Below are 26,317 nucleotides of genomic sequence, written 5' to 3' on the forward strand. Positions count from 1 at the left end.
GCTCCATGGCAGGCCTCCTCCCGACCGATTCAACCGATGGAGCCTGCCCGGAAAGCCTCCCTCCCGTCACTCTTCGACCGGGAGGAGGCCGGAGCCCCACAACCCGATCTTTTTCATGTGTCCCGACGCTGGATTATCGGACCAGATCCCGTATCCGGTCCGATAATCCAGCCTTCTGTGTTTGCATCGGCTTTCCCGAAAGCCGCAATCCACTTTTCGGGCCGATGCTCTTACGGCGCTGGGCCGCTGGATCAGTTCAGGTCGGCCTTGTCGATGAGATAGCGGCCCTTGCGGTCACGCCTGAAGAACTCCTTGGCCTGCGGATGGCGGATCGGCCGGCCGGATTCGTCGATCACGAGATTTTGCTCGGAAACATAGGCGACATATTCCGTCTCCTCGTTCTCCGCGAAGAGATGGTAGAACGGTTGGTCCTTTGACGGGCGCAGGTTCTCCGGGATCGCCAGCCACCATTCTTCCGTATTGGAGAAGGTGGGGTCGACGTCGAAAATCACCCCTCGGAACGGATAGACGCGGTGTTTCACCACCTGCCCGATCCGGAATTTCGCTGAACGCGCTTCCATGTCTCGCCTTGATCCGTCCTCGATCCGGCAGGCTCTCGACTGCCGGCTAACGTCGCCATCTCGCGCATGCGGTAGGATTGCGTCGCAAATAGGTCAAGATCAACGGCCGAAAGTCGCTAGTTCGGCGGCAATCCATAGCGCTCGGCGAGAGCCGGATCGCGAGCGGCAACCTGTTGGGCGAGATCGACAATGACCTTGGCCTGTTTCCAGGTGGCGTCGTCCTGCATCTTGCCGTCGATCATGACCGCGCCCGAGCCGTCGGGCATGGCCTCCAGGATCCGCCGGGCGAAAGCAACCTCTCCGGGATCCGGGCTGAAGACGCGCTTGGCGATCTCGATCTGCGAGGGATGCAAGGTCCAGGCGCCGGCGCAGCCGAGCAGGAAGGCGTTGCGGAACTGTGCTTCGCAGGCGGCCGCATCCGAGAAGTCGCCGAAGGGGCCGTAGAATGGCTTCAAGCCGGCGGAGGCGCAGGCGTCGACCATCTTTGCCAGCGTATAGTGCCAGAGATCCTGCTGAGCGACGGCGCGAGCGCCGCCTTCGGGGGAGGGGTCAGCGATCACCTTGTACTCGGGATGCCCGCCGCCGACCCGTGTTGTCTTCATGGCGCGTGAAGCGGCCAGGTCGGCTGGGCCAAGGCTCATGCCATGCATGCGCGGTGAGGCGGTGGCGATGGCCTCGACATTCTTCACGCCTTCGGCTGTTTCCAGAATGGCATGGATCAGGATCGGCTTGCGGAGCTGATGACGCGCCTCGAACTGGGCAAGCAACTGGTCGACATAATGAATGTCCCAGGGGCCTTCGACCTTTGGCACCATCACGACATCGAGCTTGCCGCCAATCTCGGACATGATTGTGCTGATGTCGTCGAGAAACCAGGGAGAGTTCAGGGCGTTGACCCGTGTCCATAGGCCGGTCGCGCCGAAGTCGACGGACTTGGCCATCATGATGAACCCGTCGCGCGCAGCTGTCTTGGCGTCGACCGGGATCGCATCCTCGAGATTGCCGAGCACGATATCGACCTGCCCGGCAAGCTCGCCGACCTTTGCGCGGACTTTTTCAAGATGTGGCGGCACGAAATGGATCATGCGCTCCAGTTTCAGCGGCAGCTCCCGCCAGGGCTCCGGCGCGCCAATGGCGAGCGGGCGGAAGAACTGGCGCGGCGTCTTGGTCGGCATGGCGGGCTCCATGGTGCATTGCAGCGAATGTGCCGGAGCACGCAGCGCCCGTCCATTGGGCTTTCGCAGCGAGCCGGGAGTCGAATTGAGAATGTTAGCCTAGGAGAAAATGCCAAAGCAGGCGCCAGACAATACTCCTAGGCATTCATACCTGCTGCGATGCGTTGCCTTGCTGCGAGCGATGCGCTGCGCGGCTTTGCCGTTGGCCTTCAACCCGCTAAACCGCCGCGATGCGCCTGCCTGTTAGACGGGAGGTGCACCCGCCCGAGGTTCCAGCGCGTATGGCCGAACTTGCCAGCCTGTTCAATCTGGTCGCGCCGTTCTTCGGCCTGATCGTCCTTGGCTTCGCCGTCGGGCGTTACAAGCGGCTCCCGGAAGAGGGGCTGGCCTGGATGCAGTACTTCCTGATCTACATCGCCCTGCCGGCGCTGTTCTACCGCCTGATTGCCGACAAGCCTCTGAGCGAGCTCTCGAACTGGGGATTTGTCGGCGCCACGACGCTCGCCACCTTCTGTGTCTTCTCGCTCTCGTTCCTCATCGGCTTGAAATCCACGCGGGGGCATATGCCCCAGGCGGTGATGCAGGCCGTCGCCGGTTCCTATTCGAATATCGGCTACATGGGGCCACCACTGATCCTGGCCGCGCTCGGGCCGGTCGCGAGCGCACCGGTGGCGCTGATCTTTGTCTTCGACAATATTCTGCTGTTCTCGCTGGTGCCCTTCCTGATGGCCCTGGCCGGCGTCGAGAAGAAGGGCTTTCTCGCGACGGCCGGCGATGTGCTCTGGAAGGTGGTGACGCACCCCTTCAACCTCGCGACCCTGGCCGGCGTGATCGCGAGCTATACCAAGCTCGAATTACCGACTGCGCTCGACAAGATGACGCTCTGGCTGTCGCAGGCGGCGGCCCCTTGCGCGCTGTTCCTGCTGGGCGTCACGGTGGCGCTGCGGCCAATGAGGTCGATGCCTGCGGAAGTGCCGGCCCTGGTCGCGGTCAAGCTCATCCTGCACCCGCTGCTGGTCTGGGTGCTGCTCTCGGCGCTCGGAAATTTCACCGACCCCTGGATCTATGCGGCGGTGATCATGGCTGCGCTGCCGCCGGCCCTGAACATCTTCGTGATCTCGACGCAGTACGAGGTCGGCGTCGAGCGCGCCTCGGCCTGCATCCTCGTCGGCACCATCGTCTCGATGGTGACGCTGACGGGCTTCCTGTGGCTGGTGAAGACAGGCAGGATGGCGGCAGACCTGTTTCCCTGACGGCTGCCCTGCGCCCGTCCAATCCCCGGGATCGTGATGCTGCCGCTGGACGACCTTCTGGTTCTGGATTTCTCGACACTGCTGCCGGGCCCGCTCGCGAGCCTGTTCCTGGCCGAGGCCGGCGCCGAGATCATCCGGATCGAGCGACCGGGCGGTGAGGACCTTCGTCGCTTCCCACCGCGCTTCGGCGAGACCTCTGCTCCCTTCGCCGCGCTCAACCGCGGCAAGAAGAGCATCGAGATCGACCTGAAATCGTCCGATTCCGTCGAATTGCTTCGCCCTCTGGTCGAACGCGCCGACATCCTGATCGAGCAGTTCCGCCCTGGCGTGATGGAGCGGCTTGGTCTCGGTTTCGAAGCCCTCCACACGATCAATCCCCGGCTGATCTATTGCTCGATCAGCGGCTATGGCCAGACCGGGCCGCGTTCCCAGGATGCCGGGCACGATATCAATTACCAGGCGATCGGCGGGCTGCTCGGCCAGTCGCTGAAGCGCGGCGAGCCGCCACCGCTGCCACCGACGCTCGTTGCCGATATCGGAGGCGGGGCGATGCCCGCGGCGCTCAACATCCTGCTGGCGCTACGCCAGCGCGAGCGCACTGGCCGCGGCTGTCATCTCGACATCGCGATGAGCGACGCGATGCCGACCTTCACCTGGTACAGCCTTGCCCAGGGGCAGGTGACGGGGAACTGGCCGGAAGGCGGCGAGGGGCTCCTGACCGGCGGAAGCCCACGCTACGGGCTCTATGCGACCGGCGATGGCTGGTTTCTCGCGGTTGGAGCTCTGGAGCAGAAATTCTGGGAGGTCTTCTGCGAGGCGATCTCGCTCGATCCCGCCTTGCGCGATGATCGCGTGAACCCGGAGGCGACGCGCTCCGCTATCGCTTCCATCATCGCGTCGGAGCCGGCGCCGTACTGGCGGAGCTATCTCGAGCCGCGCGATTGCTGCTGCACGGTCGTGCGCAGCCTCGAGGAGGCGCTGGCCGATCCGCACCTGACCGCGCGTGGCCAACTCGACAACCAGGCAGAGGAGCCGGGAGGCCGGCGCCTTGTCTCGACACCCTTGCCTCTGGCACCGGTTTTCCGGGAGCATGCGCCAGCGTTGCTGCGCGTGCCGTCGAGCGGTGGCGATCAGGCGTTGCTGCAGGCAGAACCCGACAGGGGTGACTGACGGCGGGCTGCTCAGTTGGCCATGCCGCCGGCCAGGCCCTGGCGCATGACGATCCGGCGCAATGGCCCGATTTGCGAGAGCGCGAGCAGGCCGGCGCCGCGCATCAGATCGGCCGGGAGCAGGTCGGTCAGCAAGGTCCGGTTCAGCGCATCGACCGCGCCGGTACGCAGCCGCACATCCGTCTGCCGCGCCGAATCATAGGCGGCAATCACCGCTTCGCGGCCTGGGTCGTCGGCTTCCTGCAGGACACGACGCAGGGCTGCGACGTCGCGCAGGCCGAGATTGAGCCCCTGAGCGCCGATCGGCGGGAAGACATGTGCCGCTTCCCCGATCAATGCCATCCGGTTCGCCCCAAAACGTGTCACCGAGAGGCCGCCCATGGGAACGCGCCCACGCGCGCCCTCGACGGTCATGGCGCCGAGCAGGGAATGCGTCTGCATCTCGACGCTGCGGGCGAACCTGGCATCGTCCAGCGCGGCGATACGCTCGGCCTCTTTCGGCTCGAGCATCCAGACCAGCGAGGAGCGGCGGCCGGGCAGGGGGACGAGCGTGCAGGGGCCGCTGCGCGTGTGGAACTCCGTCGAGGTCTCGCGATGATCGCGGCGGTGGCCGAGGATTGCCGTCAGGGCAGTCTGCGGATAGCGCCAGTCCCTGGTGGTGATGCCGGCAGCCTCCCGCACGCGGGATTGGCGGCCATCGGCGCCGATCACCAGCCTGGCACGCAAGGGCTTGAACTCGGCACCGGAAATCCTGACCGCGTCAGAATCGGCTTCGAGCACCGAAACCATATGGGGCACGGTCCGGATGTTCGGGTTGGCCGCGACGAACTCGGCAAGGACCGCAACGAGATCGGTATTCTCGACATTCCAGCCGAAAGCGTCGAGCCCGAGTTCGGATGCGTAGAACTCGACCGGTGGCTGGCGGAACAGGCTGCCGGTGTCATCGACAAGGCGCATCACCGCGAGCGGAGCAGCCTTGTCATCGAGGGCCGAGAGCAGGCCGAGTTCCGTGAGCATGCGCCAGGAGCCGTCGAGCAGCGCCACGGTGCGACCATCTCTCGGGGCGACCGGGCGGCCGAATACGGTGACCTGCCAGCCATCTGCCGCACAAGCCAGCGCGGCCGCGAGCCCAACGGCGCCTGCGCCGACGATGGCGATCTCGGCCTGATCAGGATGCGGGAGCGTAGCACGCGAAGTCATGGCACTTGGCTAGCCGACCCGGAGGCGTCTGGCCAGTCCGCGCTGCGTCGCAGGTTCATACAGAGGCTGCGTGAAGGTGGGCCGAGGCGAATACGGAAGCGTCGAATCCGGAATCGTTCATGTCACGCTCCGATCCCGCACCATCATCTGCCCGGCCCGGCGTTGGGCGCCGGTCCGCCACGCAGTCCAGCCGTTGCGCTGATGCGATGCAAGTCCGTATGGTCCGGCCTTCACGTGATGGAGCAATTTCAATGGTCAAGGCGATACGCGTTCACCAGACTGGCGGACCCGAGGTTCTGACATACGAGGACGTTACATTGCCGGCTCCCGGGCCTGGCGAGCTTCTGGTGAAGAACCGCGCCATCGGCCTCAACTTCATCGACACGTATTTTCGATCGGGTCTTTACGCAGCGCCCAAGCTGCCCTGCGTGCTCGGCAATGAGTCGGCAGGTGAAGTCCTTGCCGTCGGCCCCAATGTGACCGAGTTCAAACCGGGCGACCGCGTCGCCTGCGTTGCGACGCTCGGAGCCTATGCCGAGGAGCGCGTCGTCGCGGCTGCGTCGACCGTGGCGCTGCCGGCTGCAATCTCCTTTGAGGCTGCCGCCAGCATGATGCTGAAGGGCTTGACCGCCGAGTATCTGCTGCACCGGACCTACAAGGTGAAGCCGGGCGACACGATCCTCGTGCATGCTGCCGCTGGCGGCACTGGCCTGATCCTGTGTCAGTGGGGCAAGGCGCTCGGCGCGAACGTGATCGGCACCGCAGGCTCCAAGGACAAGGCCGAGCTCGCCAAGGCGCATGGCGCCGACGAGGTCATTCTCTATCGCGACGAGAATGTGGCGGCGCGGGTCAAGGACATCACCGGCGGAAAGCTCTGCGACGTGGTTTATGACGGCGTCGGCAAGGACACGTTCATGGCCTCGCTCGACTCGCTCAAGCCCTTTGGCGTGCTTGCGAGCTTCGGCAATGCGTCGGGCGCGGTCGAAGCGTTCAATCTCGGCATCCTGGCTACAAAAGGCTCGCTCTACGTCACCCGTCCGACGCTGAACTCCCACACCGCAAAGCGCGAGACCATGGTCGAGATGGCGAAGAACCTGTTCGGCGCGGTCACCTCGGGCAAGGTCGTGATACCGGTGAACGCAACCTTCCCGCTGAAGGATGCGGCCGAGGCGCATCGCACGCTCGAGAGCCGCGGCACGACGGGCTCGACAGTCCTCATTCCGTAACGTTCGACGCCTCATCGCAGCAATCTCGCCCAGATTGCTGACTAAGCGTCCTGCTGCCAGAGCGGCAGGATGGGTGGCTGGGCAAAATGAAAAAGGCGCTTCAGGCACTTTGTGTCGTGCCGGCACTGATCGGCGCGGGAGTATTGGTGCTTCCGCGTGGATGGAATGGCCTGCAGTTGCAGGTGGCGGCCGATGATCCCGTTGCCCTGTCGGACCTGCGCCTGCCGGGCGTTCTTGCGCCCGGGCGTATCGCAAACGAGATCGATGCCGCGATTGTCGCTGGCGACATCGACCTGGCAGGCAGCTTTGTCGATCTGGCCGCCGAGCAACGCATCACTGTCGCCGAGGACCAACGCGAACGCCTTGCCCAGTTGAAAGGCGAGGCGACGACGCGCGCGCTCAAGGATTTCGGCTCCGGTTTCCTGTCGGGCGAACGCGTGAGCAATGCCGGCTTCGCCGGCGCGGTGGTCAGCGACGTCGTCGGCGTCGGCGACCTGCGGGACCTCGCCGGCGAAGGCCAGAAGCTGCTCCGCGGCGAGGCAACGGATCATGTCGTCTTGGCGCTGGCTGCCGGCGGGCTCGCTCTGAGCGTAGCGACATGGGCAAGCCTCGGCAGCGGCCTGCCGGCGCGCGGTGGTCTCAGCGTCGTCAAGGCAACGGCGAAGGCCGGCATGCTTTCGCCAAAGCTGACGGCCAATCTCACCCGCATGGCCACGGGAGCCGTCGATCGCCCGGCTCTGGCAGCCAGCCTCAACGCGGCTGCGCGCTTCGACCTGGCAGCAGCCCGCGCATCCTCTGCTGCGATCCTGCGGCCGGCGGCGATGACGCGTCTCGCGACGCTTGGGCAGGATGCCGGCGCACTCTATGGCCGTACCGGCCAGGCCGGTCTGCGCCAGGTTCTCGCGGTCGCCGAAGAGGCCGGCGATATTGGGAGAGCGGCACGCCTGAGCGCCGCCAAGGGGTCCACCACCCGTGCGGTGCTGAAGGTGCTTGGGCGTTCGGCACTCGTGCTTGGAGCGCTCAGCCTCACGACCATGAGCTGGATCTTCGCCCTGATCGGCTATGCGGTGGCGCTGGCCATGCTCGCGCAGAGATTCGGCCGGTGGCTCGGGCGCCTCGGTTCCGCCCGGCGAAGGCAGGTTCGTTGATCAGACCGGATATCGTATCCGGCCTGATCAACGAACCTTCCGTGTTTGCATCGGCTTGCCCGAAAACCGCAATCCACTTTTCGGACCGATACTTTCTGAAGACAGGGCCGATCATTGTTCTGAAGCTTGTGAACCTGTTCCGGAGATGACGCGACCAATGAGGGCCAGCGGATGCTGATCCTCATTCGGGAGACATGTCATGAACCGGACACTTCGTTTCATCGGCCTGCTTCTGGCCTCTCTCACCATTTCGACGGTCGCAATGGCCCAGCAGAGCGGCGGCGGGCGTGGCGGCGACGGCAGCGGCCGGGGTGGCGAGGGCGCAGGAGGTGGAGGCGACCCTTCCGTGCTTCAATTACTGCGAGACGACGCGGCCAGGAAGGCGCGGCTCACCCGCGCTGTCGAGCCCCGTGGCGGCCGCGCTCACTGCATCAGTCATGTCTGTCGCGAGCCGCCGGCGACGCGGCGCCCGCCGGCGCGCGTCGTCCTGGTCTATCAAACCTGCTCGGGTGGCGAGGTCTTCCGCTATCGCGGGCGCGGCGACCAGATTGTCCACCGCCCTTGCGAAAGCCGCTAAGCCTGATCAGACCGCGATTCCGTGCAGATCATATGCGTCGGCCCGCTCGATCTTCACGGTCACGATCTCGCCGGCCCTGAGCGGCCGGCGGCTCGCAACATAAACATTGCCGTCGATCTCGGGCGCATCCCATTTCGAGCGGCCCTTCGCGACCGTCGGGCCCGCCTCGTCGATGATCACCTGAATGCGCTTGCCGACCCGGCTCTTGACGATCCGGGTGCTGATTTCAGCCTGCGTCTTCATGAAGCGATGCCAGCGCGCTTCCTTCTCGTCCTCGGGGATCAGGGGCAGGCCGAGATCATTCGCAGGCGCGCCCTTGACCGGCTCGTACTTGAAGCAGCCGACGCGCTCGAGCTTCGCTTCCTTCAGCCAGTCGAGCAGGAACTGGACATCTTCTTCCGTCTCGCCGGGGAAGCCCACGATGAAGGTCGAGCGGATGGCGAGATCGGGACAGATCTCGCGCCACTTGCGCAGGCGGTCGAGCGTACGATCCTGATGAGCCGGCCGCTTCATCGCCTTGAGAACGCTGGGAGATGCGTGCTGGAAGGGAATATCGAGATAGGGCAGGATGAGCCCTTCCTGCATCAACGGGATGACCTCGTCGACATGCGGATAGGGATAGACATAGTGCATCCGCACCCAGACCCCCATCTGGCCGAGTTCCCGCGCCAGATCGAAGAAGCGAGTGCGGACCTCGCGATCCTTCCAGAGAGAAGGGGCATATTTGATATCGAGGCCGTAGGCGCTGGTGTCCTGGGAGATGACCAGCAGTTCCTTGACGCCAGCCTTGACCAGCTTCTCGGCCTCGCGCAGCACATCGCCGATCGGTCGCGAGACCAGGTCCCCGCGCAGCTTCGGAATGATGCAGAAGCTGCAGCGATTGTTGCAGCCCTCTGAAATCTTGAGATAGGCGTAGTGCCTTGGCGTGAGCTTGACGCCCTGGTCCGGCACCAGATCGACAAAGGGATCGTGCCTGGGCGGCACCGCCTGATGCACTGCCGAGACGACGCTCTCATAAGCCTGCGGGCCGGTGATCGCCAGCACGTTCGGGAAGACGTCGCGGATCTGCTCGGGCTCGGCGCCCATGCAGCCGGTGACGATGACCTTGCCGTTCTCGGCCATGGCCGAGCCGATCGCCTCCAGCGACTCCGCCTTGGCGCTGTCGAGGAAGCCGCAGGTGTTGACGATGACGAGGTCAGCGCCCGCATGGCTCTTGCTGAGCTCATAGCCTTCCGAACGCAGCGAGGTGATGATGCGTTCGGAATCGACGAGGGCCTTGGGGCAGCCCAGGGAGACGAAAGAAATCTTCGGCGCGACGGCGTTCATCGGCGACAAGCTCGGACACTGGGTCAGGAAGGGGCGCGGCGGGGCCGGCGCATATGGCGCTTCCTTTGACGTGTTTTTAGAGGTTTTGCAAATTGCGGGCGGGATCACGGAGTGCACCGCCGGATTCCTCGCCTTTGCAAGGGTTGTTCAATCGAGCACCGGGACGGTGCCTGCGGCGCAGGTTTTGGATCCTGCGCGACAGAAATCCGCCCGGCTCATGCGCTCACGGCCGAATCTGGTCTGAAATGGTGGAACGACAGCGGCTTCAGGTTAGATCATCGGACCGGATATCGTATCCGGTCCGATGATCTAACCTTTTGTGTTTGCATCGGCTTTGCCCCGAAAACCGCAATCCACTTTTCGGGCCGATGCTTCAAGCGCGAGCGGAGGCACGCGTCATGGCGCGCCTCCGCTCTGCATAATCAGGCCGCCTGACTAGCCTTGCTTGCAACCGGGCGATCCGAATCCTGCGTCCAGTCGGTCATCGAGCCGTCATAGAGCGAAACTTCGTCGTTCCGCAGAAGCTCGGAGAGCACGAACCAGTTCAGCGCCGCGGTGTGGCCGGTGTTGCAATAGGAAATCGTCGGTCCGCTCGGCACGCTGGAGAACAGGGTGGACAGATCGCCAGCAGGTTTCAGGCGACCAGTCGAGAGATCGAAGGCTTCTGCGTAGTCACGCGAAATGGCGCCTGGAATATGCCCCGCACGCATCGCTTCGGCGGCCTTCTCGCGGCCCTCGAAATAACTCGTCGAACGGGCGTCGACCAGGGTCGCGAGCCTGCTCTTCGACGCGACGAGGGCGGCATCGGCGGTGCTGCGCAGCCGCTGCTGCACGACGACGGGATAGGATTCTGCCGATTTAGGTGCGGACGGACCGGCTTCGATAGGTCGCGACGGGTCGGCGCTCCATGCGCGGAAGCCGCCATCGAGAATGGCCTGCTGACCATGGCCGATCAGCTTCAACGTCCAGTAGACCCGCGCGGCAGCGGCGAAGTCGGTGGCGCTGACGCCAGCCGGAACGATGACGACGTCATCATGCGGCTTGATGCCGAGGCCGCCGATGAGCCCGGCCAGATGATCGAGCGACGGCAGCATTCCCGGCGCATTGCCGACTTTGGCGCGCCAGCCGTCGGAGACATAGTTGGTGTGCACGGCGCCTGGGATATGTCCCGCCTCATAGGCCGCCTTTCCGCCACCATCGACCGATGAGCGGATGTCGAGAATGACGAGGTTGCTGTCGGCCAGGCGCGTGGCCAGAGCCTCGGGCGTGATCAGTCCGGAGAAGGTATCGCTCATTCCGCCGCCACCTGCTGCAGTTCATCGACAACTTCGAGCGCGTAGCTCATCTCGGCCGTCGCCCCGAGCATGATCGAAGCGGAGCAGTATTTTTCCTTCGACAATGTGACGGCGCGCTCGACCTTGGCTTGCGCCAGCCCGCGACCGGTCACGCGATAGGAGAGATGGATCTTGGTGAAGACCTTCGGGTCTTCGGTCGCGCGTTCGGCCTCGACTTCGACCTCGCAGCCCGTGACGGCCTCGCGGCCCTTCTTGAGGATCGAGACGACATCGAAGCCGGTGCAGCCCGCGAGTCCGATCAGCAGCATCTCCATCGGCCGGATGCCGACATTGCGCCCGCCATACTCCGGAGCACCGTCCATGATGATGGCGTGGCCGCTACCGGCCTCTCCCATGAAGGCCATGCCCTCGACCCAGCTTGCCCGTGCTTTCATCGTCGTGTCCTCTCAAAGCCTGACTCGGCGAAAGACTTAAACGGTCGACGGCCATGAGGCGAGGGCGGCGTCACGCCGCGGCGAACAGGCTGCCATGGGTGATCCGCAAACGCACGCGTTCGCCAATGGCCGGAGCGACCTGGCTTGCGAGATCGACGTCGATCCGTCGGATCAGGCCCTCAACGGCGACTTCGGCGCGCCGCAGCGGCCCGTTGCGGCGCAGATCCTCGACCACGCCGGGCAGCGCGAGCGGGGTATCGTCAACGATGCGCAAATGCTGCGGCCGGACATAGAGCGAGGCCGCGCCACCTTGATTCTGCTGAAGACCGCCGAGTACCGGCCGATCGCCGAAGAAGGCCTGCCCGCCGACGACTTCGACCGGGAGCTTGTTGGCCTCGCCCAGGAATTCGCAGACGAAGGGCGTCGCTGGATGGTCGTAGACGTCATCGGGCGAACCGACCTGCTCGAGCCGCCCGTCGTTCAGGATCGCGACGCGGTCGGCCAGCTCAAGAGCTTCTTCCTGGTCATGGGTGACGAAGAGGGTGGTGTGGCCGGTGCGCCTGTGAAGGTCGCGCAGCCAGCCGCGCAACTCCTTGCGCACCTTGGCATCGAGCGCACCAAAGGGCTCGTCGAGCAGCAGCACGCGAGGCTCGATGGCGAGAGCGCGGGCGAGTGCGACGCGCTGGCGCTGGCCACCGGACAACTGTGTCGGGAAGCGCCGTTCGAGCCCGCCGAGCTGGACCAGCTCAAGCAGTTCACTGACGCGCCGGGAGATTTCGCTCGCACTTGGCCGTTCGCTCCGCGGCCGGGCCTTGAGGCCGAAGGCAATGTTGGACGCGACGTCCATATGCCTGAACAGAGCATAATGCTGGAAGACGAAGCCGATCCGCCGCTCACGCAGGCTGAGCCGGCGCGTATCGGTTTCGTCGAACAGCACGCGGCCATCATCGGCCTGTTCGAGCCCCGCGATCAGGCGCAGCAGCGTGGTCTTGCCCGAGCCCGACGGGCCGAGCAGCGCGACGAGTTCGCCGGGCTGCACGTCGAGTGAGACGCCGCGGAGGGCTGGAAAGTTCGAGAACGTCTTCTGGATGCTCTCGATTGTTACGGCAACGGACATTGGTAGCCTCCGTCAATGGCGTGTCTTGGCGGCGATTGCGTCCGCGAAGTGCCATTCGAGATAGGTCTTGAGTGCGAGTGTCACCAGCGCCAGCCCGGCCAGCAACGAGGCGACGGCGAAGGCAGCGACGCTGTTGTATTCATTGTAGAGAATCTCGACATGCAGCGGCATCGTCGTGGTCAGGCCCCTGATCCGGCCGGATACGACCGTAACGGCGCCGAACTCGCCCATGGCGCGGGCGTTGCAGAGCAGAACGCCGTAGAACAGGCTCCACTTCACATTGGGTAGCGTGATGGTGAGGAAGGTGCGCCAGGGCGAGGCGCCCAGTGTCAGGGCCGCCTCCTCGTCGCTGGAGCCGAGCGCCTGCATATGCGGGATCAGTTCGCGCGCGACGAAGGGGAAGGTGACAAAGATCGTCGCCAGCACCAGCCCGGGCAGCGCGAAGATGATCTCGATATCGTGCGCCTTGAGCCAAGGCCCGAGAAAACCCTGCGCGCCGAAGAGCAGCACATAGACCAGGCCCGAGATCACTGGAGAGACCGAGAAGGGCAGGTCGATGAAACTGATCAGCAAGCTCTTTCCCCGGAACTCGAACTTGGCGACGGCCCAGGCGGCTGCGATGCCGACGACCAGATTGAAGGGCACGGCGATGGCAGCAACCAGGAGGGTCAGGCGAACGGCGCTCAGGGCATCCGGCTCCGTAATGCTCTCGAGGAAGAGCGCATGCCCCTTCGCAAAGGCTTCGACGAAGACCGCGATCAACGGAAGGAACAGGAACAGCAAGAGGAAGCCGAGCGCCAGGGTCAACAGCAGGGCGCGGATCCAGAAGCCGTCGCGTAGCGCGCGGTCCGCCCTGTAAACGGCGGCTGGCAGGGGCGTATCAGACATGGCCCAGTCTCCCGCGGCTCCAGGACTGGATTCCGTTGATCGCCAGGATCAGTGCGAAGGAGACGATCAACATGATCGTCGCAACGACGGAGGCCCCGGCATAGTCGAACTGCTCCAGCCGGATCACGATCAGGAGCGGAGCGATCTCCGAAAACATCGGTACGTTGCCAGCGATGAAGATCACCGAACCGTATTCGCCGACGGCGCGCGCGAAGGCGAGGACGAAGCCGGTCAGCAGTGCCGGCACGACACCGGGGAGGATGACCCTGAAAATGGTGCGCAACCGGCTCGCGCCGAGCAGCGCGGCGGCCTCCTCGATATCCGCATCGGCTTCCTCCAGCACCGGCTGCACGGTCCGCACCACGAAAGGCAGGCCGATGAAGACGAGCGCCACCATGACGCCGAGCGGGGTGTAGGCGACCTTGATATCGTAGGGAGCCAGCAGCGCACCGATCCAGCCATTCGGCGCATAGATCGAGGCGAGGGCGATTCCGGCGACAGCGGTCGGCAGGGCGAAGGGCAGGTCGACCGCGGCATCGAGCAGCCGCCGACCGGGGAAGCGGTAGCGCACCAGGACCCAGGCGATGATCAACCCGAACACAGCGTTGAGGATCGCGGAAAACAAGGCAGCACCAAAGGACAGCCGCAGGGCGGCCTGGGTGCGAGCCGAGGTGATGATCGCCCCGATATCGGCAGGGCCAGCGCTTGCCGCCTTGAGGAAGAGAGCCGCGAGCGGGATGAGCACGATCAGCGACAGGGCGCTGATCGTGATGCCCAGCGACAGCCCGAAACCGGGAAGGATGCTGGGCTGCCGCCAGGAGCTGGCCGTTACCGTCACGCAGTCACCGCGCCGGCTTGTAAAGCTGATCGAAGGTCCCGCCATCGGCGAAATGATCCTTCTGCGCCTTGGTCCAGCCACCGAAAACAGTGTCGATGGTGATCAACTCAAGCTTGGGGAAACGCGCGAGGTCCTCAGGCGCCGCGGCCTCCGTATTGCGCGGCCGGTAGAAGTTCTTCGCGATGATGGCCTGTGCAGCCGGCGTATAGAGGAATTCGAGATAGGCTTGGGCTGCGGCACGCGTTCCCTTCGCATCGACATTGCCGTCGACGATCGTCACCGGCGGCTCTGCAAGGATCGAAAGCGAGGGTACGACAATGTCGAACTTGTCGGCGCCGAATTCCTGCAGCACGAGGAAGGCCTCGTTCTCCCAGGACAGGAAGACGTCACCCTGGCCGCGCTGGGCGAAGGTCGTGGTCGAGCCGCGAGCGCCGGTGTCGAGCACCGGCACGTTCTTCAGCACGGCGGCGATATATTCGCGCACCTTCGCCGCATCCTTGCCATAGGCCTTCTCGGCCCAGGCCCAGGCCGCGAGATAGTTCCAGCGTGCGCCACCCGAAGTCTTGGGGTTCGGGGTAATGACGCTGATCCCGGGCTTGGCGAGGTCGCCCCAGTCCTTGACGGCCTTGGGATTGCCCTTGCGGGTCAGGAACACGATCGTCGAGGTGTAGGGGGAGGAATTCTGAGGCAGGCGCTTCTGCCAGTCGAGCGGGATCTTCTTCGAGCGCTCGGCCACGGCATCGATGTCACCAGCCAGCGCCAATGTCAGCACGTCGGCATTGAGCCCGTCGATCACCGTGCGGGCCTGGGCGCCCGAGCCGCCATGAGACTGGCGGATCATCAGCTTCTGGCCCGTCTTCTTCTGCCACTCGGCGATGAAGGCGGTGTTGATGGCGCGGTAGAGCTCGCGGGTCGGATCATAGGAGACGTTGAGCAGCTCGCTCTGGGCGCGAGCGCCGCTGACGATACCGAAGCAGATGGAAAAGGCGCCGACGATCAGGGCTGCCTGGATTACCCGGCGAATGCGCTCTCGCGTCATGTCAGTGCTCCGTCGAAATCAATGCCGTCAGCTCATATGAGCGGGCAACCGTTCTGAATAACAAACAAAGCGTACTGAATTGGCGGTCTTTTCTCAACCTACTGTTGCAGTTGGCCCCTTCCAAACTTTTCCTCTTCCGGAGAAAACGTCTCTCCTTTCAAGGCGTTCCAAGGCAGATGCAGCAATCGCGTCATTCAGGCGGAGCCGGACATAAACCCGCATATCGGGTGGCAGCCGATTCGATCGAGCGGTCAGGCGCTGCGCAGAGTCTGCAGATCGATCGCCTCGGCTGCAACACCTTCGAGCGCGCGTCCGATCAGCACAAGCAATGGCCCCTTCGGCGGCAACTCGCCAAGCCGATCCGGCAAGCTGGCGATCGTTGCGCGCAACCGTGCTTCGTCGGGCTGGGTCGCGGCGACCACTGCGATCGCCGGCGTCTCGGGGGCGAGCCCCGCGGCAATCGCCTGTTCGCGGAAGGCGGACAGGGTGTTCCGCGCCATATAGATCACGGTCGTGGCATAGGGATCGGCCAGCGCCTGCCAGTCGAGATCCGCGGGCAGCGTGCCGGTGCGGGCATGGCCGGTCACGAACTGCAGACGCCTGGCATGGTCCCGGTGGGTCAGGGAGAGGCCGAGCGAAGCTGCGGCCCCCTGCGCCGCCGAGATGCCGGGCACCATGACGACGGGAATACCGGCCCGGGCGCAGGCTTCGATCTCCTCGCCGGCGCGGCCGAAAATCCCGGGATCGCCACCCTTCAGCCGCACGACATGCTTGCCGTGGCTGGCGAGGGAGACGATCAGTGTATTGATGTCTTCCTGCTTGACGGAGGGACCATAGCCGGTCTTGCCGACCAGCATGCGCCTGGCCTCGCGGCGGGCGAATTCCAACACGCCCGCGGAGACAAGGTCGTCGTAGAGGATGATGTCGGCGCTCTGCAGCGCGCGGATCGCCTTCAGGGTCAGCAATTCCGGATCGCCGGGGCCAGCGCCGACGAGCGTGACCCGGCCGATGCCCTGATGGCTGCTCTCGAGCCGGTCGAGCGCGGTAAAGAGTTCCGCTTCGTCGTGAGATTGCGGCGCGCGTTCCGGCTCCGCCATGGCGCGACGGGTGAATTTCTCCCAGAAGGCGCGGCGCAGCGCGAAGGGCAGGTCGCGGGCCTGGACTGCAGGCCGCCAGTCCTTGGCGGCCTGTGCCCAGTCCTTGAGACCGGCCGGAAGCAGGGCTTCGATCTTGGTACGGATGGTCTGGCCGAAGACGGGCGAGGCGCCGTCGGTCGAGATCGCGACGACCAGCGGGGAACGATTCACGACCGATCCAAAGGCGAAATCACAGAACTCCGGCTTGTCGACGACATTGACCGGCACGCCGGCTTGCCGTGCGGCGGCCGCAAAGGCGCGCGCCTCGTCGTCCTCTTCGATCTCGCCGATTGCCAGCGCCGCTCCATCGAAGTCGTCTGGCTGCCAGTTGCGGCTGCGCAGGGTGATCTCGGCCGCGGGAGGATCAGCGACGAGGCTGTCGAACAGGTCCGTCTCTTCACCGGCAAGAATGAGGAGCGCGGCTCCTGACGCCGCCAGCAGCTCGGCCTTCCAGAGTGCACCTTCGCCCGTGCCTGCCAGCAAGACCTTGCGCCCGTCCAGCTTGTGGAACAGTGGCAACGTCGCCAGCCGCTCGATGCGGCGCGCAGTCGTCGGTTCGGGCGCTCTTTGCGTCATCGCGTGGTTTCTGCCGCCTTCAGGTCAACCGGTCGATCCGGTGCGCCGGCCGGCGGCATCAACAACCAGAATCCGGCAAGCGCAAGGATGATAAGCCGAAAGCAAATATCGAACCAGCGCTCATAGGGGCGAGGCGGAATCGCGCGCAACAGGTCGCCGTCCATACTGTCCTCCCTCAAATCCTCACCCTCGCGGGCGCGCTGGTGGCCTGCCTCGCCGTGCGAGAACCCGGCCATGAATCAACCTGCTGCAGCGCGGGCCGCGCGCCGCTGGTCGAGAATGTTGCGGCTGTCGCCGTAACCGCGCTGATAGCCATGGCTGATCCGGCGCGCCGCGGTCAGCCATTGCTCGATCGGCTGGCGCACCGCACTCGTCTCCGGCAATTCGATCTCGTCGAAGCCGCATGAGAGTGCATAGGCGAATTGGTCGGCGATCAAGGGACCGCTGGCGCGCAACGTGCCAGTGAAGCCGTGGTTGCGAATGAGCTTGGCCAAGCTGAAGCCGCGCCCGTCCGAGAAAGCCGGGAAGGCAACGCTCACCAGCGAGAGCTGCCGCAGGACGAGCTTGAGCTCGGCGATGCGGATATGGTTGGGCACAGTCACACCGATGCGCTGGTCGCGGGCTTTCTGCCGCAGCGCGTCCGGCAAAGCCTCCCAGTCGACGAGGGCATGCGAGAGATTGCCGATCGCCGCACCTTCGCTGCGCGTCCAGACATCCGTCTTGGTGCCGGTGCGGTCAAGCAACTGCATGAGCGATCTCCTGGAAGGCGGCCTTGAAAGGTCCGAGACCGAGCCGGCGGACGGCGTCGATGAAGCTCTCGTTCGCCTGGCGCGCCTCGACATAGACATTGACGATGCGTTCGATCGCATCGGGCACGTCCTCGGCAGCAAGGCCGGGGCCAAGAATCTCGCCGATGGCCGCGTTCTCGGTCGCGTCGCCACCCAGCGTGATCTGGTAGGATTCGATGCCGCGCTTCTCCAGGCCGAGAATGCCGATATGGCCGACATGGTGATGGCCGCAGGCATTGATGCAGCCGGAGATCTTGATGTTCAGCTCGCCGATCAGGCGCTGACGCTCTGCATCGGCGAAGCGGCGCTGGATGGCCTGGGCAATCGGGATCGAGCGCGCGGTCGCCAGCGCGCAATAATCGAGGCCGGGGCAGGAGATGATGTCGGTGATCATCCCGACATTGGCAGAGGCCAGGCCCGCCTCGCCGAGCTTCTGCCAGATCGCAAAGAGATCGCGCTGGCGCACATGCGGCAGGACGAGGTTCTGCGCATGGGTGACGCGCAGTTCGTCATGCGAATATTGCTCGGCCAGGTCGGCCACGATCCGCATCTGCTCCGAGGTCGCGTCGCCCGGCGCCTGGCCTATCGGCTTCAATGAGATGGTCAGGGCCGCATAGCCAGGTGCCTTGTGCGGGGCCGTGTTGACCTCGACCCAGCGCGCGAAGGTCGGGTTTGCAGCCTTGGTCGCCTTCAGCACGCGGCTGACAGCCGGCAGGACCTCGTAGGTGGGCGGAGCGAAATAGGCGGCGATGCGCGCGACTTCCGCAGGGTCGGCATTGACGGACGGACCGTCGAGCCGAGCAAATTCCTCCTCGACGCGCCGCGTGAATTCCTCGACGCCAATCTCGTGGACCAGGATCTTGACCCGGGCCTTGTATTTGTTGTCGCGCCGGCCTTCGAGATTATAGACCCGCATGATCGCCTCGAGATAGGCGAGCAAATCGGCCTTCGGCAGATAGTCGCGCACCACCTTGCCGATCATCGGCGTGCGGCCGAGACCGCCACCGACGCTGACCTCATAGGAGATGGCATTGGTGTCCGGATGCCGCCGCAGGCGCAGGCCGATGTCATGCGCCTTGATCACGGCCCGGTCATGCTCGGCCCCCGTGACTGCGATCTTGAATTTGCGCGGCAGGTAGCTGAACTCGGGATGCAGGCTCGACCATTGCCGGATCAGTTCGGCGGTCGGGCGCGGGTCCTCGATCTCATCCTGGGCGACGCCGGCGAAATGATCGGCCGTGACGTTGCGGATGCAATTGCCCGAGGTCTGGATGCAATGCATTTCGACATCGGCGAGGAGATCCAGGATCTCCGGAATGTCGCGGAGCTTCGGCCAGTTGAACTGCAGGTTCTGGCGCGTCGTGAAATGGCCATAGCCGCGGTCGTAGCGTTCGCCGATCAGGGCGAGCTGGCGCAATTGGCGCGAGGACAGCGTGCCGTAAGGCACGGCAATGCGCAGCATATAGGCGTGGAGCTGCAGGTAGACGCCGTTCTTCAGCCGCAGCGGCTTGAACTCGTCCTCGGTCAGCGAGCCATCGAGCCGGCGGCCGACCTGATCCCGGAACTGGGCGACCCGCTCGCGGACGAAGCGCGCATCGAATTCATCGTAGCGATACATGTCTCAGACCCTCCGCTCGGCTGCGATACCGTCCCCGGCCTGCTTGCCGAGATCGGGACGGTTGCTCGGACCGAGCGTTTTCATGCGTTCGCGATAATGCCGTGGCACCGGCCGGCCGGCTTCGATCGCGATATCGACGAGATAGGCATCGACGACATGCTGGGCTGCGAATTCGCTGACGGCATAGGCCTCGAGCCGCGCCGCTGCCGCATCGTCGGCCGCGACCAGCGCCAGCGCGGGATCGCGCGTCCAGACGAGCGCGCCAGAGGCAGCGACCGAAGCGAAGACGACGTCGCCATCAAGCAGATCATTGGCGAGAAGGATTGCCGGAAGGGGCGGGCGCTTGGGGACAGCGGCCATCATGCAGCCTCCGCCAGGGTCAGCGTCAGGCCGTCGAGATCATCGGACCAGATGATCTGGCAGGAGAGCCGAGAGGTCTGTTCGATCAGCGGCAGCGTGTCGAGCGCGTCGATCTCGTCCTCACGCGGCTCGGGCAGGCGTTCGGCCCATTCCGGTGCGACGATGACATGGCAGGTGGCGCAATCGCAGGAACCGCCGCAGACGCCTTCGATTCCGACGCGATAGTCGCGCAGGATCTCCATGACCCGCCAGCCTTCGACGGCCTCGAGTTCATGGGACTGACCCTGCCGGTCGATGACGTTGAGAATGGCCACTTTCAGCGCTCACCCTGTTCGCTATTCCGAACATCTCAAATACGGCAGCGCGGCGGTTGGTTCAATTCACGTCAGGTAGCGTGTTTTTTCTTATTCCCATTGAAAAGGAGGATTTTTCTCTTTGTGGCACCTGCAGAAGGAGCGGGGGCGAAATAGTCCTCTCAAGGTGCGGATGACGCTAGACCAGTCCACCGAGCCGATAGCCGACACCTGGCTCCGTCTCGATCAGCTTCGGGCTCGTGGGGTCTTCCTCGAGCTTCTGGCGGAGCTGGCCGACGAAGACGCGGAGATACTGGACATCGTGCTCATGCGCCGGACCCCAGACCGCAGTCAGGATCTGGCGGTGGGTCAGCACCCGGCCATTGCCGCCGGCGAGCGAGGCGAGCAGGTCATATTCCTTCGGCGACAGCTTCACATGCGCACCGTCGCGGCTGACGCGGCGATTGACGAGATCGATCTCGACGGCGCCCGAGCGGATCACCGCGTCGGCGCCCTGACGCTCGATGCGGTGGCGCAGCGCCACGCGCAGCCGCGCCAGCAATTCGCCGACGCCGAAGGGCTTTTCGACATAGTCATCGGCACCGGCATCGAGCGCATCGATCTTCTCGGTCTCGCGGTCCCGTGCCGAGAGGATGATCACCGGGCCGTCATAGAAGGCACGCGCCTTGGCCAGCGCCTCCTTGCCGTCCATGTCGGGCAGACCGAGATCGAGGACCACCGCATCCGGCGGCTTTCGTGCAAGCTCGCGCAGGCCAGCGGCGGCATCATCGGCGCGAACGGGTTCATAGCCGGCGGCATCGAGCGCTGGAGCCAGGAAGCGATGGATCTGCGGTTCATCGTCGATGACGAGGATACGCGGGCGGAAGGCCGTCATGTCGTTGCTCCGGGCGCGCTGTCCTTGCGCAGGCTGATCAGGATGCGGGTGCCGCCCGGCGTTCCGTCCGCACGGTCCTGGATCGGGCTCGCGGCCGCGATCCGACCGCCCATGGCCTCGACGAAGCCCTTGGAAATGGCGAGGCCGAGGCCGGCGCCCTTGCCTCGTTCCCCGCCACGATCGGTCGATTCCTCGAGCCTGCGAAACTTCTCGAAGACGCGTTCGAGCTCGGCGGTGGGGATACCGCGACCTTCATCCTCGATCGAGATCACGACATTGCCCCTGTCCTCGTAGGCTGCCGTTTCGATCAGCGAGCCGTCCTCGCTATAGGTGATGGCGTTTTCCAGAATATTGACCAGAGCCTGCTCGAGCAGGCCGGGGTCGGCCCGTACTGCCGAAAGCGCTGCCGGAAAATCGCGCTGGACGCGGCGGTGCTCGAGGCGGCGCGAGACGCGCTCGATGGCTGCGGCAATCACGTCGCGCACATCGGTCCAGTCGCGGCGTGTCACCAGCGCTCCGCCTTCCAGCCGCGACATGTCGAGCAGGTCGCCGACATAGCGATTGAGCCTTTCGGCCTCCTCGCGGATCGAGAGCAGCAGGTCGTCGCGCACGGCAGGCTCGACCGTCTTGCCGAAGTCGATCAGCGTCGTCGCCGATCCGAGCACGGTCGCAAGCGGCGTGCGCAGATCATGGCTGACGGAGTTGAGCAGGGCCGAGCGCAGCCGGTCGCTGCGGCGGAGCGCTTCGGCGTCGACGGCTGCGGCGGCCAGTTCGGCGCGTTCCAGCGCGATCGCGCCCTGATCGAGCAGCGCCAGAGCGAAGCGTTCGTTCTCGGCATCGAGCAGCGCCTTCGGTTCGAATCCAACGACGCCCGAGCGCGAGCGCACGCCCTGCAGCGCGCGGAACGTCCAGGCGGCGTTGGGCAAGGTGCCGGTGCCGGCGCCGGCAGGCTCGCCGCGCGTCCAGGTCCAGCGTGCCGCGGTCATGTCGGCTGTCGTCAGCGCTTCGAGTGCGGGGGCTCCCGCCGTTGCGGCAATTTCCTCGCCATGCGGCAGGAAGACGACGACCTTGCCGGATGTTGCGGCCGAAAGCTGCTCGGCCAGGATCGTGGCAGCATCCTCCTTGCGCGCGGCTCCCGACAACCGCCGGCTTGCGGCGAGCAATGCCGTGATCGCCGAGGCCCGTCGTGCGGTCGCCCTGGCCTGATCCCGGACCCGCCCCGTAAGGCCCCCCGTCGTCATCGCCACTGCGAAGAAGACGAGGAATGTCAGGACATCCGCGGGATGACCGATCCAGAAGCTCAGCAGCGGCTCGAGGAAGAAGAAATTATAGGCAACTGCGGCGAAGGCTGCTGCCGTGACAGCAGGCCAGAGCCCGAATGCGAGCCCCGAGATCAGGACGCTGACCATGAACAGCATGGCGAGGTTGGCATTCTCGACACGGTTCTGGATCAACTCCCCGATGATGATCGTGCCGCCAACCAGCGCGGCGGAGGCCAGATGCCCGCCCCATTGGGGCGCGCGCTTCGGAGCCGGGGATGACGGGATGGCGGGTCCGGACGCGCTCTCGGTGATGATGTGCAGCGCTGCGCCGTTCTGTGCTGCGAGCAGGGCTGGTGCCAGTGACCGGTAAAACCAGGCGCGCCAGCCCCGGCGGTGCGATTTACCGACGACGATCTGGGTGACGTTGTTGCGCCTGGCATAGTCCAGCACGGTCGCGACGAGATCGTCGCCGGTCAGCACGACATTGGCCGCGCCAAGCTGCTCGGCGAGCTTGAGCGCTTCCGAGAGGCTGCGACCGCGGGCAGAATCAGGCTCGACGCGGTTCGGGCGTTCGACATGCGCCACCGTCCAGGGAGCGTCCATCATCATGTCGGAGAGGCGTCGTCCCGCGCGCACCAGCGAACTTGCCATGGCGTCCGGCCCGATCAGGACCAGGATGCGCTCGCCGGCGGCCCAGGGACCTTCGACGCCGGCGCGCTTCATCGCCTGGCTGAGCTGGTCGTCGACGGTCTGGGCGGCGCGACGCAAGGCCAGTTCGCGCAGCGCCGTCAGGTTCTCGGGCTTGAAGAAATTGTCGGCTGCAAGTCGCGCCGTCTCGGGCAGATAGACCTTGCCCTCTGCCATGCGCTGGCGCAGTTCAGTCGGGGTGATGTCGATCAGCTCGATCTCGTCCGCCCGGCTGAGGACGCTGTCCGGCACCGTTTCGCGCTGGCGCACCCCGGTGATCTTCCAGACCACGTCGACGAGGCTTTCCAGATGCTGGACGTTCAGCGTCGTCCAGACGTCGATGCCGGATTCGAGCAGTTCCTCGACATCCTGCCAGCGCTTGGGGTGGCGGCTGCCGGGAGCGTTGGAATGGGCGTATTCATCGACGAGCAGGAGACGCGGCTTGACGGCCAGCGCCGCCTCCAGGTCGAATTCCAGCAAGGTCCGGCCGCGATGCTCGATCGGCCGGCGCGCCATCACCTCGAGCCCATCGAGCAGGGCTTCTGTCTCCCGCCTCCCATGGGTCTCGACCACCCCGACCAGGACTTCGCCGTGCTCGGCCTGGGCGCGGCGGCCCTGGGCCAGCATCTCGTAGGTCTTGCCGACACCGGGAGCCATGCCGAGAAAAATCTTGAGCCGGCCGCGTTTGCGGCCGGCCTGCGCCAGAAGGGCGTCGGGGTCAGGTCGTCCCTGCTCCCGATATCTGGTTTCGTCTGCTGTCATAACGCTGGGCTCATGGCGCCTTAGCTTGCGGCTTCGGATAGCGCGCGTCGAGGGCGAGATTGGCGGTCAGCACGTTTACACGCGAGCGTCCGAGAAAGCCGAATGTCGGCTCCTGTGTATTGGCTGCAATGATCGCCGCAACCTGGTCCGGGGCGATGCCGCGGGTTTTGGCGATGCGAGCAACCTGGCGGGCGGCGTTCTCCGGCGAGATATGGGGATCGAGCCCGGAACCCGAAGCGGTCACCGCGTCGGCCGGCAAGGAGCCAGGACCATCGGCCTCCCGCAGCGTGTCGGCATCGGCCTTGATCCGCGCAGCGAGGTCCTCGTTCAAGGGCCCGAGATTGGAGCCCGAGGAACCGGCGGCATCATAGCCGTCCTTGCCGGCGGCGGAGGGGCGGGGGCGCAGATAGGCATCGCCCTTGAAGTTCTGGCCGATCCACTCCGAACCGATGATCTCGCCTTGCGTATTGTGGATCAGCGAGCCGCCGGCCTGGGTCGGGAAGATGGCCCCGGCGATACCGGTCACGCCCAACGGATAGGCGAGACCGAGCAGGAAGGTGAAGAACACCATCGAGACGATGGCGGGACGCAAATGGGACAACATGGTCGTGGTCCTTTTCCTTCGCTTCAGGCGAGCTTCAGGGCTGCGACGATCATGTCGATCAGCTTGATGCCGATGAAGGGCGCGACGATGCCGCCGATGCCGTAGATGGTGAGGTTTCGCGAGAGCAGTTTGGCCGCGCCGATCGCCCGGTAGCGCACGCCGCGAAGCGCCAGCGGAATCAGCGCGACGATAACGAGCGCATTGAAGATCACCGCCGAGAGGATGGCGCTGTGGGGGCTCGTGAGCCCCATGATGTTGAGGGCGCCCAAGGCCGGCAGCGCGGCCACGAACAAGGCCGGGATAATCGCGAAGTACTTTGCGACATCATTGGCAATCGAGAAGGTCGTCAGCGCGCCGCGCGTGATCAGCATTTGCTTGCCGACCTCGACGATCTCCAGGACCTTGGTTGGATCGCTGTCGAGATCGACCATGTTGCCGGCCTCGCGTGCCGCCTGGGCACCGGTCTGCATGGCGACGCCGACATCCGCCTGCGCGAGCGCCGGGGCATCGTTGGCGCCGTCGCCGCACATCGCCACGAGCCGGCCCTTGGCCTGCTCGGCGCGGATGATGCGGAGTTTGTCCTCGGGTGTCGCCTCGGCGAGGAAATCGTCGACGCCGGCTTCGGAGGCGATGGCTGCAGCGGTGACGGGATTGTCGCCGGTGATCATCACCGTCCGGACACCCATGCGGCGAAGATCAGCGAATCGATCCTTGACGCCAGGCTTCACCACATCCTTGAGGTGGATGATGCCGACCAGCGCACCGTTCTCGCTGACCGCGAGCGGCGTGCCGCCCGAGCGGGCGATGCGGTCGACCGCCTGGCGCATTTCGGCCGGGACCTGGCCTTCGCGCAGGTCGAGCATGGTGAGCACGGCGTCGACCGCGCCCTTGCGCCAGGACTGTCCGTTGTCGTCGAGGCCCGACTGGCGCGTCACCGCGCTGAAGGCGATCGCAGTCGCGTGTTCCGGGATGCTGGTGGTTACGCCCTGTTCCCGCGCGAGTTCGACAATCGAGCGACCTTCTGGCGTCTGGTCGGCAAGCGAGGCCATCAGCGCAGCCCGCAGCGCAGCGTCCGGCCGAACGCCCGGTGCCGGAATAACCTCGACAGCCATGCGGTTACCGAAGGTGATCGTGCCGGTCTTGTCGAGCAGCAACGTGTCGACGTCGCCAGCGGCCTCGACGGCGCGGCCGGATGTCGACAGCACGTTGACCTTGAGCAGGCGGTCCATGCCAGCAATGCCGACGGCGCTGAGCAGTCCGCCGATCGTGGTCGGGATCAGCGTGACGAAGAGTGCGCCGAGCACCATAGGGTCGAGCGAGATGCCGGAGAAGGCACCAAGGCCGGTCAGCGTGACGACTGCGATCAGGAAGACCAGCGTCAGGCCGGCGAGCAGCACGGCAAGAGCGAGTTCGTTCGGCGTTTTGCGCCGGTCGGCGCCTTCGACCATCGCAATCATGCGATCGAGGAAGGAGGAGCCGGGCTGCGACGTGACCTTGACCTTGATCCAGTCGGAGACGACCGTGGTGCCGCCGGTGACGGCCGAACGATCGCCGCCGCTCTCGCGGATCACGGGAGCAGATTCGCCAGTGATCGCGGCCTCGTTGACCGAAGCAACGCCCTCGATGATCTCGCCATCGGCCGGGATCACGTCGCCGGCCTCGACCAGGACGAGATCGCCGGGAACCAGCTTATGGGCAGGCGTCAGGATCATCGCATTCCGCTCAGGGTCGATGATCAGCTTGGCCTTGGTGGTGACACGGGCGGCACGCAACGAATCCGCTGCCGCCTTGCCGCGCCCCTCGGCAATACTCTCGGCGAAATTGGCAAAGAGCACGGTGAGCCAGAGCCAGATCGCGATCTGGATCGGGAAACCGGCAGGTTCGCCGGTGGAAAGGGCGACCGCGGCAGAGACCGTGGCCAGCGCTGCCACGACCTCTGTGGCCAGGATCACGGGATTTCCCGTGAGCTTGCGCGGGTCGAGCTTGGCGAAGGCGCCCTTCAGCGCCGTCACCACCACCCCCTGGTCGAATGTTGTGGATTTGACGAAAGACATACTCATGGATGCATTT

The 26,317-nt window shown here is 65.1% G+C and carries 25 protein-coding genes; 5 read left to right on the plus strand and 20 right to left on the minus strand.

The window, feature by feature from the left end; translation table 11 throughout:
• Nucleotides 1-251: 251 nt before the first annotated feature.
• Together hspQ and FG93_RS30370 are read right to left on the minus strand one after the other, a co-directional pair.
• Nucleotides 252-581 carry a heat shock protein HspQ gene (gene hspQ / locus FG93_RS30365; RefSeq protein ID WP_043242591.1) on the minus strand — a complete coding sequence of 110 codons (330 nt, stop codon included), beginning with the start codon at nucleotides 579-581 and terminating at the stop codon, nucleotides 252-254.
• A 116-nt stretch (nucleotides 582-697) separates the two neighbouring features.
• A complete protein-coding gene (locus FG93_RS30370) occupies nucleotides 698-1,756 on the minus strand; it encodes a CoA ester lyase (RefSeq protein ID WP_043242731.1) in 1,059 nt (352 codons plus the stop codon).
• 281 nt (nucleotides 1,757-2,037) lie between these two features.
• Here FG93_RS30370 and FG93_RS30375 point away from each other — a divergent pair, with 281 nt between their 5' ends.
• The gene (locus FG93_RS30375; RefSeq protein ID WP_052514392.1) at nucleotides 2,038-3,009 is read left to right on the plus strand and encodes an AEC family transporter; all 972 of its coding nucleotides are present in this window, start codon (nucleotides 2,038-2,040) and stop codon (nucleotides 3,007-3,009) included.
• Nucleotides 3,010-3,045: 36 nt separating this feature from the next.
• Nucleotides 3,046-4,179, plus strand: a complete 1,134-nt coding sequence (locus FG93_RS30380) for a CaiB/BaiF CoA-transferase family protein (RefSeq protein ID WP_043242593.1) — start codon at nucleotides 3,046-3,048, stop codon at nucleotides 4,177-4,179.
• 11 nt (nucleotides 4,180-4,190) lie between these two features.
• On the opposite strand, the gene FG93_RS30385 is transcribed toward FG93_RS30380, so the two are convergent.
• Nucleotides 4,191-5,378 (minus strand): UbiH/UbiF family hydroxylase, encoded by a 1,188-nt coding sequence (locus FG93_RS30385; protein ID WP_043242596.1) that lies wholly within the window; start codon nucleotides 5,376-5,378, stop codon nucleotides 4,191-4,193.
• A 251-nt stretch (nucleotides 5,379-5,629) separates the two neighbouring features.
• Between FG93_RS30385 and FG93_RS30390 the strand changes: the two genes are divergently transcribed.
• The 3 genes from FG93_RS30390 to FG93_RS30400 all read left to right on the plus strand — a co-directional run bounded on the left by FG93_RS30390 (nucleotide 5,630) and on the right by FG93_RS30400 (nucleotide 8,329).
• Nucleotides 5,630-6,604, plus strand: a complete 975-nt coding sequence (locus FG93_RS30390; protein ID WP_043242599.1) for a quinone oxidoreductase — start codon at nucleotides 5,630-5,632, stop codon at nucleotides 6,602-6,604.
• 86 nt (nucleotides 6,605-6,690) lie between these two features.
• Complete coding sequence (locus FG93_RS30395; protein ID WP_052514393.1) at nucleotides 6,691-7,752, plus strand: hypothetical protein; 1,062 nt, start codon at nucleotides 6,691-6,693, stop codon at nucleotides 7,750-7,752.
• 199 nt (nucleotides 7,753-7,951) lie between these two features.
• Entirely contained in the window at nucleotides 7,952-8,329 is a 378-nt protein-coding gene (locus FG93_RS30400; protein ID WP_043242600.1) for a hypothetical protein, read from the plus strand.
• Between the two features lie 6 nt (nucleotides 8,330-8,335).
• On the opposite strand, the gene rimO is transcribed toward FG93_RS30400, so the two are convergent.
• From rimO to kdpB, 17 genes are all read right to left on the minus strand, one after another.
• A complete protein-coding gene (rimO, locus tag FG93_RS30405) occupies nucleotides 8,336-9,655 on the minus strand; it encodes a 30S ribosomal protein S12 methylthiotransferase RimO (protein WP_043242603.1) in 1,320 nt (439 codons plus the stop codon).
• A 422-nt stretch (nucleotides 9,656-10,077) separates the two neighbouring features.
• Nucleotides 10,078-10,950 carry a sulfurtransferase gene (locus tag FG93_RS30410; RefSeq protein WP_043242605.1) on the minus strand — a complete coding sequence of 291 codons (873 nt, stop codon included), beginning with the start codon at nucleotides 10,948-10,950 and terminating at the stop codon, nucleotides 10,078-10,080.
• Nucleotides 10,947-11,384 carry an OsmC family protein gene (locus FG93_RS30415; RefSeq protein WP_043242607.1) on the minus strand — a complete coding sequence of 146 codons (438 nt, stop codon included), beginning with the start codon at nucleotides 11,382-11,384 and terminating at the stop codon, nucleotides 10,947-10,949. Before FG93_RS30415 ends, FG93_RS30410 begins: the two co-directional genes overlap by 4 nt.
• Nucleotides 11,385-11,454: 70 nt before the next feature.
• Complete coding sequence (locus FG93_RS30420) at nucleotides 11,455-12,501, minus strand: sulfate/molybdate ABC transporter ATP-binding protein (protein WP_043242610.1); 1,047 nt, start codon at nucleotides 12,499-12,501, stop codon at nucleotides 11,455-11,457.
• Nucleotides 12,502-12,513: 12 nt separating this feature from the next.
• The gene (gene cysW, locus FG93_RS30425) at nucleotides 12,514-13,389 is read right to left on the minus strand and encodes a sulfate ABC transporter permease subunit CysW (protein ID WP_043242611.1); all 876 of its coding nucleotides are present in this window, start codon (nucleotides 13,387-13,389) and stop codon (nucleotides 12,514-12,516) included.
• Nucleotides 13,382-14,272, minus strand: a complete 891-nt coding sequence (gene cysT / locus FG93_RS30430) for a sulfate ABC transporter permease subunit CysT (protein WP_081882018.1) — start codon at nucleotides 14,270-14,272, stop codon at nucleotides 13,382-13,384. Before cysT ends, cysW begins: the two co-directional genes overlap by 8 nt.
• Nucleotides 14,232-15,266: a sulfate ABC transporter substrate-binding protein gene (locus tag FG93_RS30435; protein WP_043242615.1), complete on the minus strand. Its 1,035-nt coding sequence runs from the start codon at nucleotides 15,264-15,266 to the stop codon at nucleotides 14,232-14,234. The genes cysT and FG93_RS30435 overlap by 41 nt, the downstream gene beginning before the upstream one ends.
• A 251-nt stretch (nucleotides 15,267-15,517) precedes the next feature.
• Nucleotides 15,518-16,978, minus strand: coding sequence for a siroheme synthase CysG (gene cysG, locus FG93_RS30440; protein WP_043242617.1), 1,461 nt, complete (start codon nucleotides 16,976-16,978; stop codon nucleotides 15,518-15,520).
• A complete protein-coding gene (locus FG93_RS30445; RefSeq protein WP_043242619.1) occupies nucleotides 16,975-17,214 on the minus strand; it encodes a hypothetical protein in 240 nt (79 codons plus the stop codon). Before FG93_RS30445 ends, cysG begins: the two co-directional genes overlap by 4 nt.
• Before the next feature lie 3 nt (nucleotides 17,215-17,217).
• Nucleotides 17,218-17,727, minus strand: a complete 510-nt coding sequence (locus FG93_RS30450) for a DUF934 domain-containing protein (RefSeq protein WP_043242621.1) — start codon at nucleotides 17,725-17,727, stop codon at nucleotides 17,218-17,220.
• Nucleotides 17,714-19,384 carry a nitrite/sulfite reductase gene (locus FG93_RS30455; protein ID WP_043242622.1) on the minus strand — a complete coding sequence of 557 codons (1,671 nt, stop codon included), beginning with the start codon at nucleotides 19,382-19,384 and terminating at the stop codon, nucleotides 17,714-17,716. The genes FG93_RS30450 and FG93_RS30455 overlap by 14 nt, the downstream gene beginning before the upstream one ends.
• A 3-nt stretch (nucleotides 19,385-19,387) precedes the next feature.
• Nucleotides 19,388-19,744, minus strand: a complete 357-nt coding sequence (locus tag FG93_RS30460) for a DUF2849 domain-containing protein (RefSeq protein WP_043242734.1) — start codon at nucleotides 19,742-19,744, stop codon at nucleotides 19,388-19,390.
• On the minus strand, nucleotides 19,744-20,058 hold the full coding sequence (locus tag FG93_RS30465; protein WP_043242624.1) for a 2Fe-2S iron-sulfur cluster-binding protein: 315 nt from the start codon (nucleotides 20,056-20,058) through the stop codon (nucleotides 19,744-19,746). Before FG93_RS30465 ends, FG93_RS30460 begins: the two co-directional genes overlap by 1 nt.
• Before the next feature lie 178 nt (nucleotides 20,059-20,236).
• On the minus strand, nucleotides 20,237-20,932 hold the full coding sequence (locus FG93_RS30470) for a response regulator (protein ID WP_043242626.1): 696 nt from the start codon (nucleotides 20,930-20,932) through the stop codon (nucleotides 20,237-20,239).
• Entirely contained in the window at nucleotides 20,929-23,643 is a 2,715-nt protein-coding gene (locus FG93_RS30475; RefSeq protein ID WP_043242627.1) for a sensor histidine kinase KdpD, read from the minus strand. Before FG93_RS30475 ends, FG93_RS30470 begins: the two co-directional genes overlap by 4 nt.
• A gap of 10 nt (nucleotides 23,644-23,653) precedes the next feature.
• A complete protein-coding gene (kdpC, locus tag FG93_RS30480) occupies nucleotides 23,654-24,247 on the minus strand; it encodes a potassium-transporting ATPase subunit KdpC (RefSeq protein WP_043242628.1) in 594 nt (197 codons plus the stop codon).
• Between the two features lie 23 nt (nucleotides 24,248-24,270).
• Entirely contained in the window at nucleotides 24,271-26,301 is a 2,031-nt protein-coding gene (gene kdpB / locus FG93_RS30485; protein WP_043242630.1) for a potassium-transporting ATPase subunit KdpB, read from the minus strand.
• Nucleotides 26,302-26,317: the final 16 nt, after the last annotated feature.

This window comes from Allobosea sp. LC85 (genome assembly GCF_000735605.1).
Taxonomy (GTDB): Bacteria; Pseudomonadota; Alphaproteobacteria; order Rhizobiales; family Beijerinckiaceae; genus Allobosea.

What these genes read in the sequence shown, in the direction of transcription:
- cysG (WP_043242617.1), bottom strand. Translation starts at nt 16,978, where the DNA reads ATGACGCAAAGAGCGCCCGAACCGACGACTGCGCGCCGCATCGAGCGG.
- FG93_RS30395 (WP_052514393.1), top strand. Translation starts at nt 6,691, where the DNA reads ATGAAAAAGGCGCTTCAGGCACTTTGTGTCGTGCCGGCACTGATCGGC.
- FG93_RS30445 (WP_043242619.1), bottom strand. Translation starts at nt 17,214, where the DNA reads ATGGCCGGGTTCTCGCACGGCGAGGCAGGCCACCAGCGCGCCCGCGAG.
- FG93_RS30450 (WP_043242621.1), bottom strand. Translation starts at nt 17,727, where the DNA reads ATGCAGTTGCTTGACCGCACCGGCACCAAGACGGATGTCTGGACGCGC.
- FG93_RS30380 (WP_043242593.1), top strand. Translation starts at nt 3,046, where the DNA reads ATGCTGCCGCTGGACGACCTTCTGGTTCTGGATTTCTCGACACTGCTG.
- FG93_RS30390 (WP_043242599.1), top strand. Translation starts at nt 5,630, where the DNA reads ATGGTCAAGGCGATACGCGTTCACCAGACTGGCGGACCCGAGGTTCTG.
- cysW (WP_043242611.1), bottom strand. Translation starts at nt 13,389, where the DNA reads ATGTCTGATACGCCCCTGCCAGCCGCCGTTTACAGGGCGGACCGCGCG.
- kdpC (WP_043242628.1), bottom strand. Translation starts at nt 24,247, where the DNA reads ATGTTGTCCCATTTGCGTCCCGCCATCGTCTCGATGGTGTTCTTCACC.
- FG93_RS30475 (WP_043242627.1), bottom strand. Translation starts at nt 23,643, where the DNA reads ATGACAGCAGACGAAACCAGATATCGGGAGCAGGGACGACCTGACCCC.
- FG93_RS30400 (WP_043242600.1), top strand. Translation starts at nt 7,952, where the DNA reads ATGAACCGGACACTTCGTTTCATCGGCCTGCTTCTGGCCTCTCTCACC.
- FG93_RS30470 (WP_043242626.1), bottom strand. Translation starts at nt 20,932, where the DNA reads ATGACGGCCTTCCGCCCGCGTATCCTCGTCATCGACGATGAACCGCAG.
- cysT (WP_081882018.1), bottom strand. Translation starts at nt 14,272, where the DNA reads ATGGCGGGACCTTCGATCAGCTTTACAAGCCGGCGCGGTGACTGCGTG.
- FG93_RS30370 (WP_043242731.1), bottom strand. Translation starts at nt 1,756, where the DNA reads ATGCCGACCAAGACGCCGCGCCAGTTCTTCCGCCCGCTCGCCATTGGC.
- hspQ (WP_043242591.1), bottom strand. Translation starts at nt 581, where the DNA reads ATGGAAGCGCGTTCAGCGAAATTCCGGATCGGGCAGGTGGTGAAACAC.
- FG93_RS30415 (WP_043242607.1), bottom strand. Translation starts at nt 11,384, where the DNA reads ATGAAAGCACGGGCAAGCTGGGTCGAGGGCATGGCCTTCATGGGAGAG.
- rimO (WP_043242603.1), bottom strand. Translation starts at nt 9,655, where the DNA reads ATGAACGCCGTCGCGCCGAAGATTTCTTTCGTCTCCCTGGGCTGCCCC.
- FG93_RS30455 (WP_043242622.1), bottom strand. Translation starts at nt 19,384, where the DNA reads ATGTATCGCTACGATGAATTCGATGCGCGCTTCGTCCGCGAGCGGGTC.
- FG93_RS30410 (WP_043242605.1), bottom strand. Translation starts at nt 10,950, where the DNA reads ATGAGCGATACCTTCTCCGGACTGATCACGCCCGAGGCTCTGGCCACG.
- FG93_RS30420 (WP_043242610.1), bottom strand. Translation starts at nt 12,501, where the DNA reads ATGTCCGTTGCCGTAACAATCGAGAGCATCCAGAAGACGTTCTCGAAC.
- FG93_RS30375 (WP_052514392.1), top strand. Translation starts at nt 2,038, where the DNA reads ATGGCCGAACTTGCCAGCCTGTTCAATCTGGTCGCGCCGTTCTTCGGC.
- FG93_RS30435 (WP_043242615.1), bottom strand. Translation starts at nt 15,266, where the DNA reads ATGACGCGAGAGCGCATTCGCCGGGTAATCCAGGCAGCCCTGATCGTC.
- FG93_RS30460 (WP_043242734.1), bottom strand. Translation starts at nt 19,744, where the DNA reads ATGGCCGCTGTCCCCAAGCGCCCGCCCCTTCCGGCAATCCTTCTCGCC.
- kdpB (WP_043242630.1), bottom strand. Translation starts at nt 26,301, where the DNA reads ATGTCTTTCGTCAAATCCACAACATTCGACCAGGGGGTGGTGGTGACG.
- FG93_RS30385 (WP_043242596.1), bottom strand. Translation starts at nt 5,378, where the DNA reads ATGACTTCGCGTGCTACGCTCCCGCATCCTGATCAGGCCGAGATCGCC.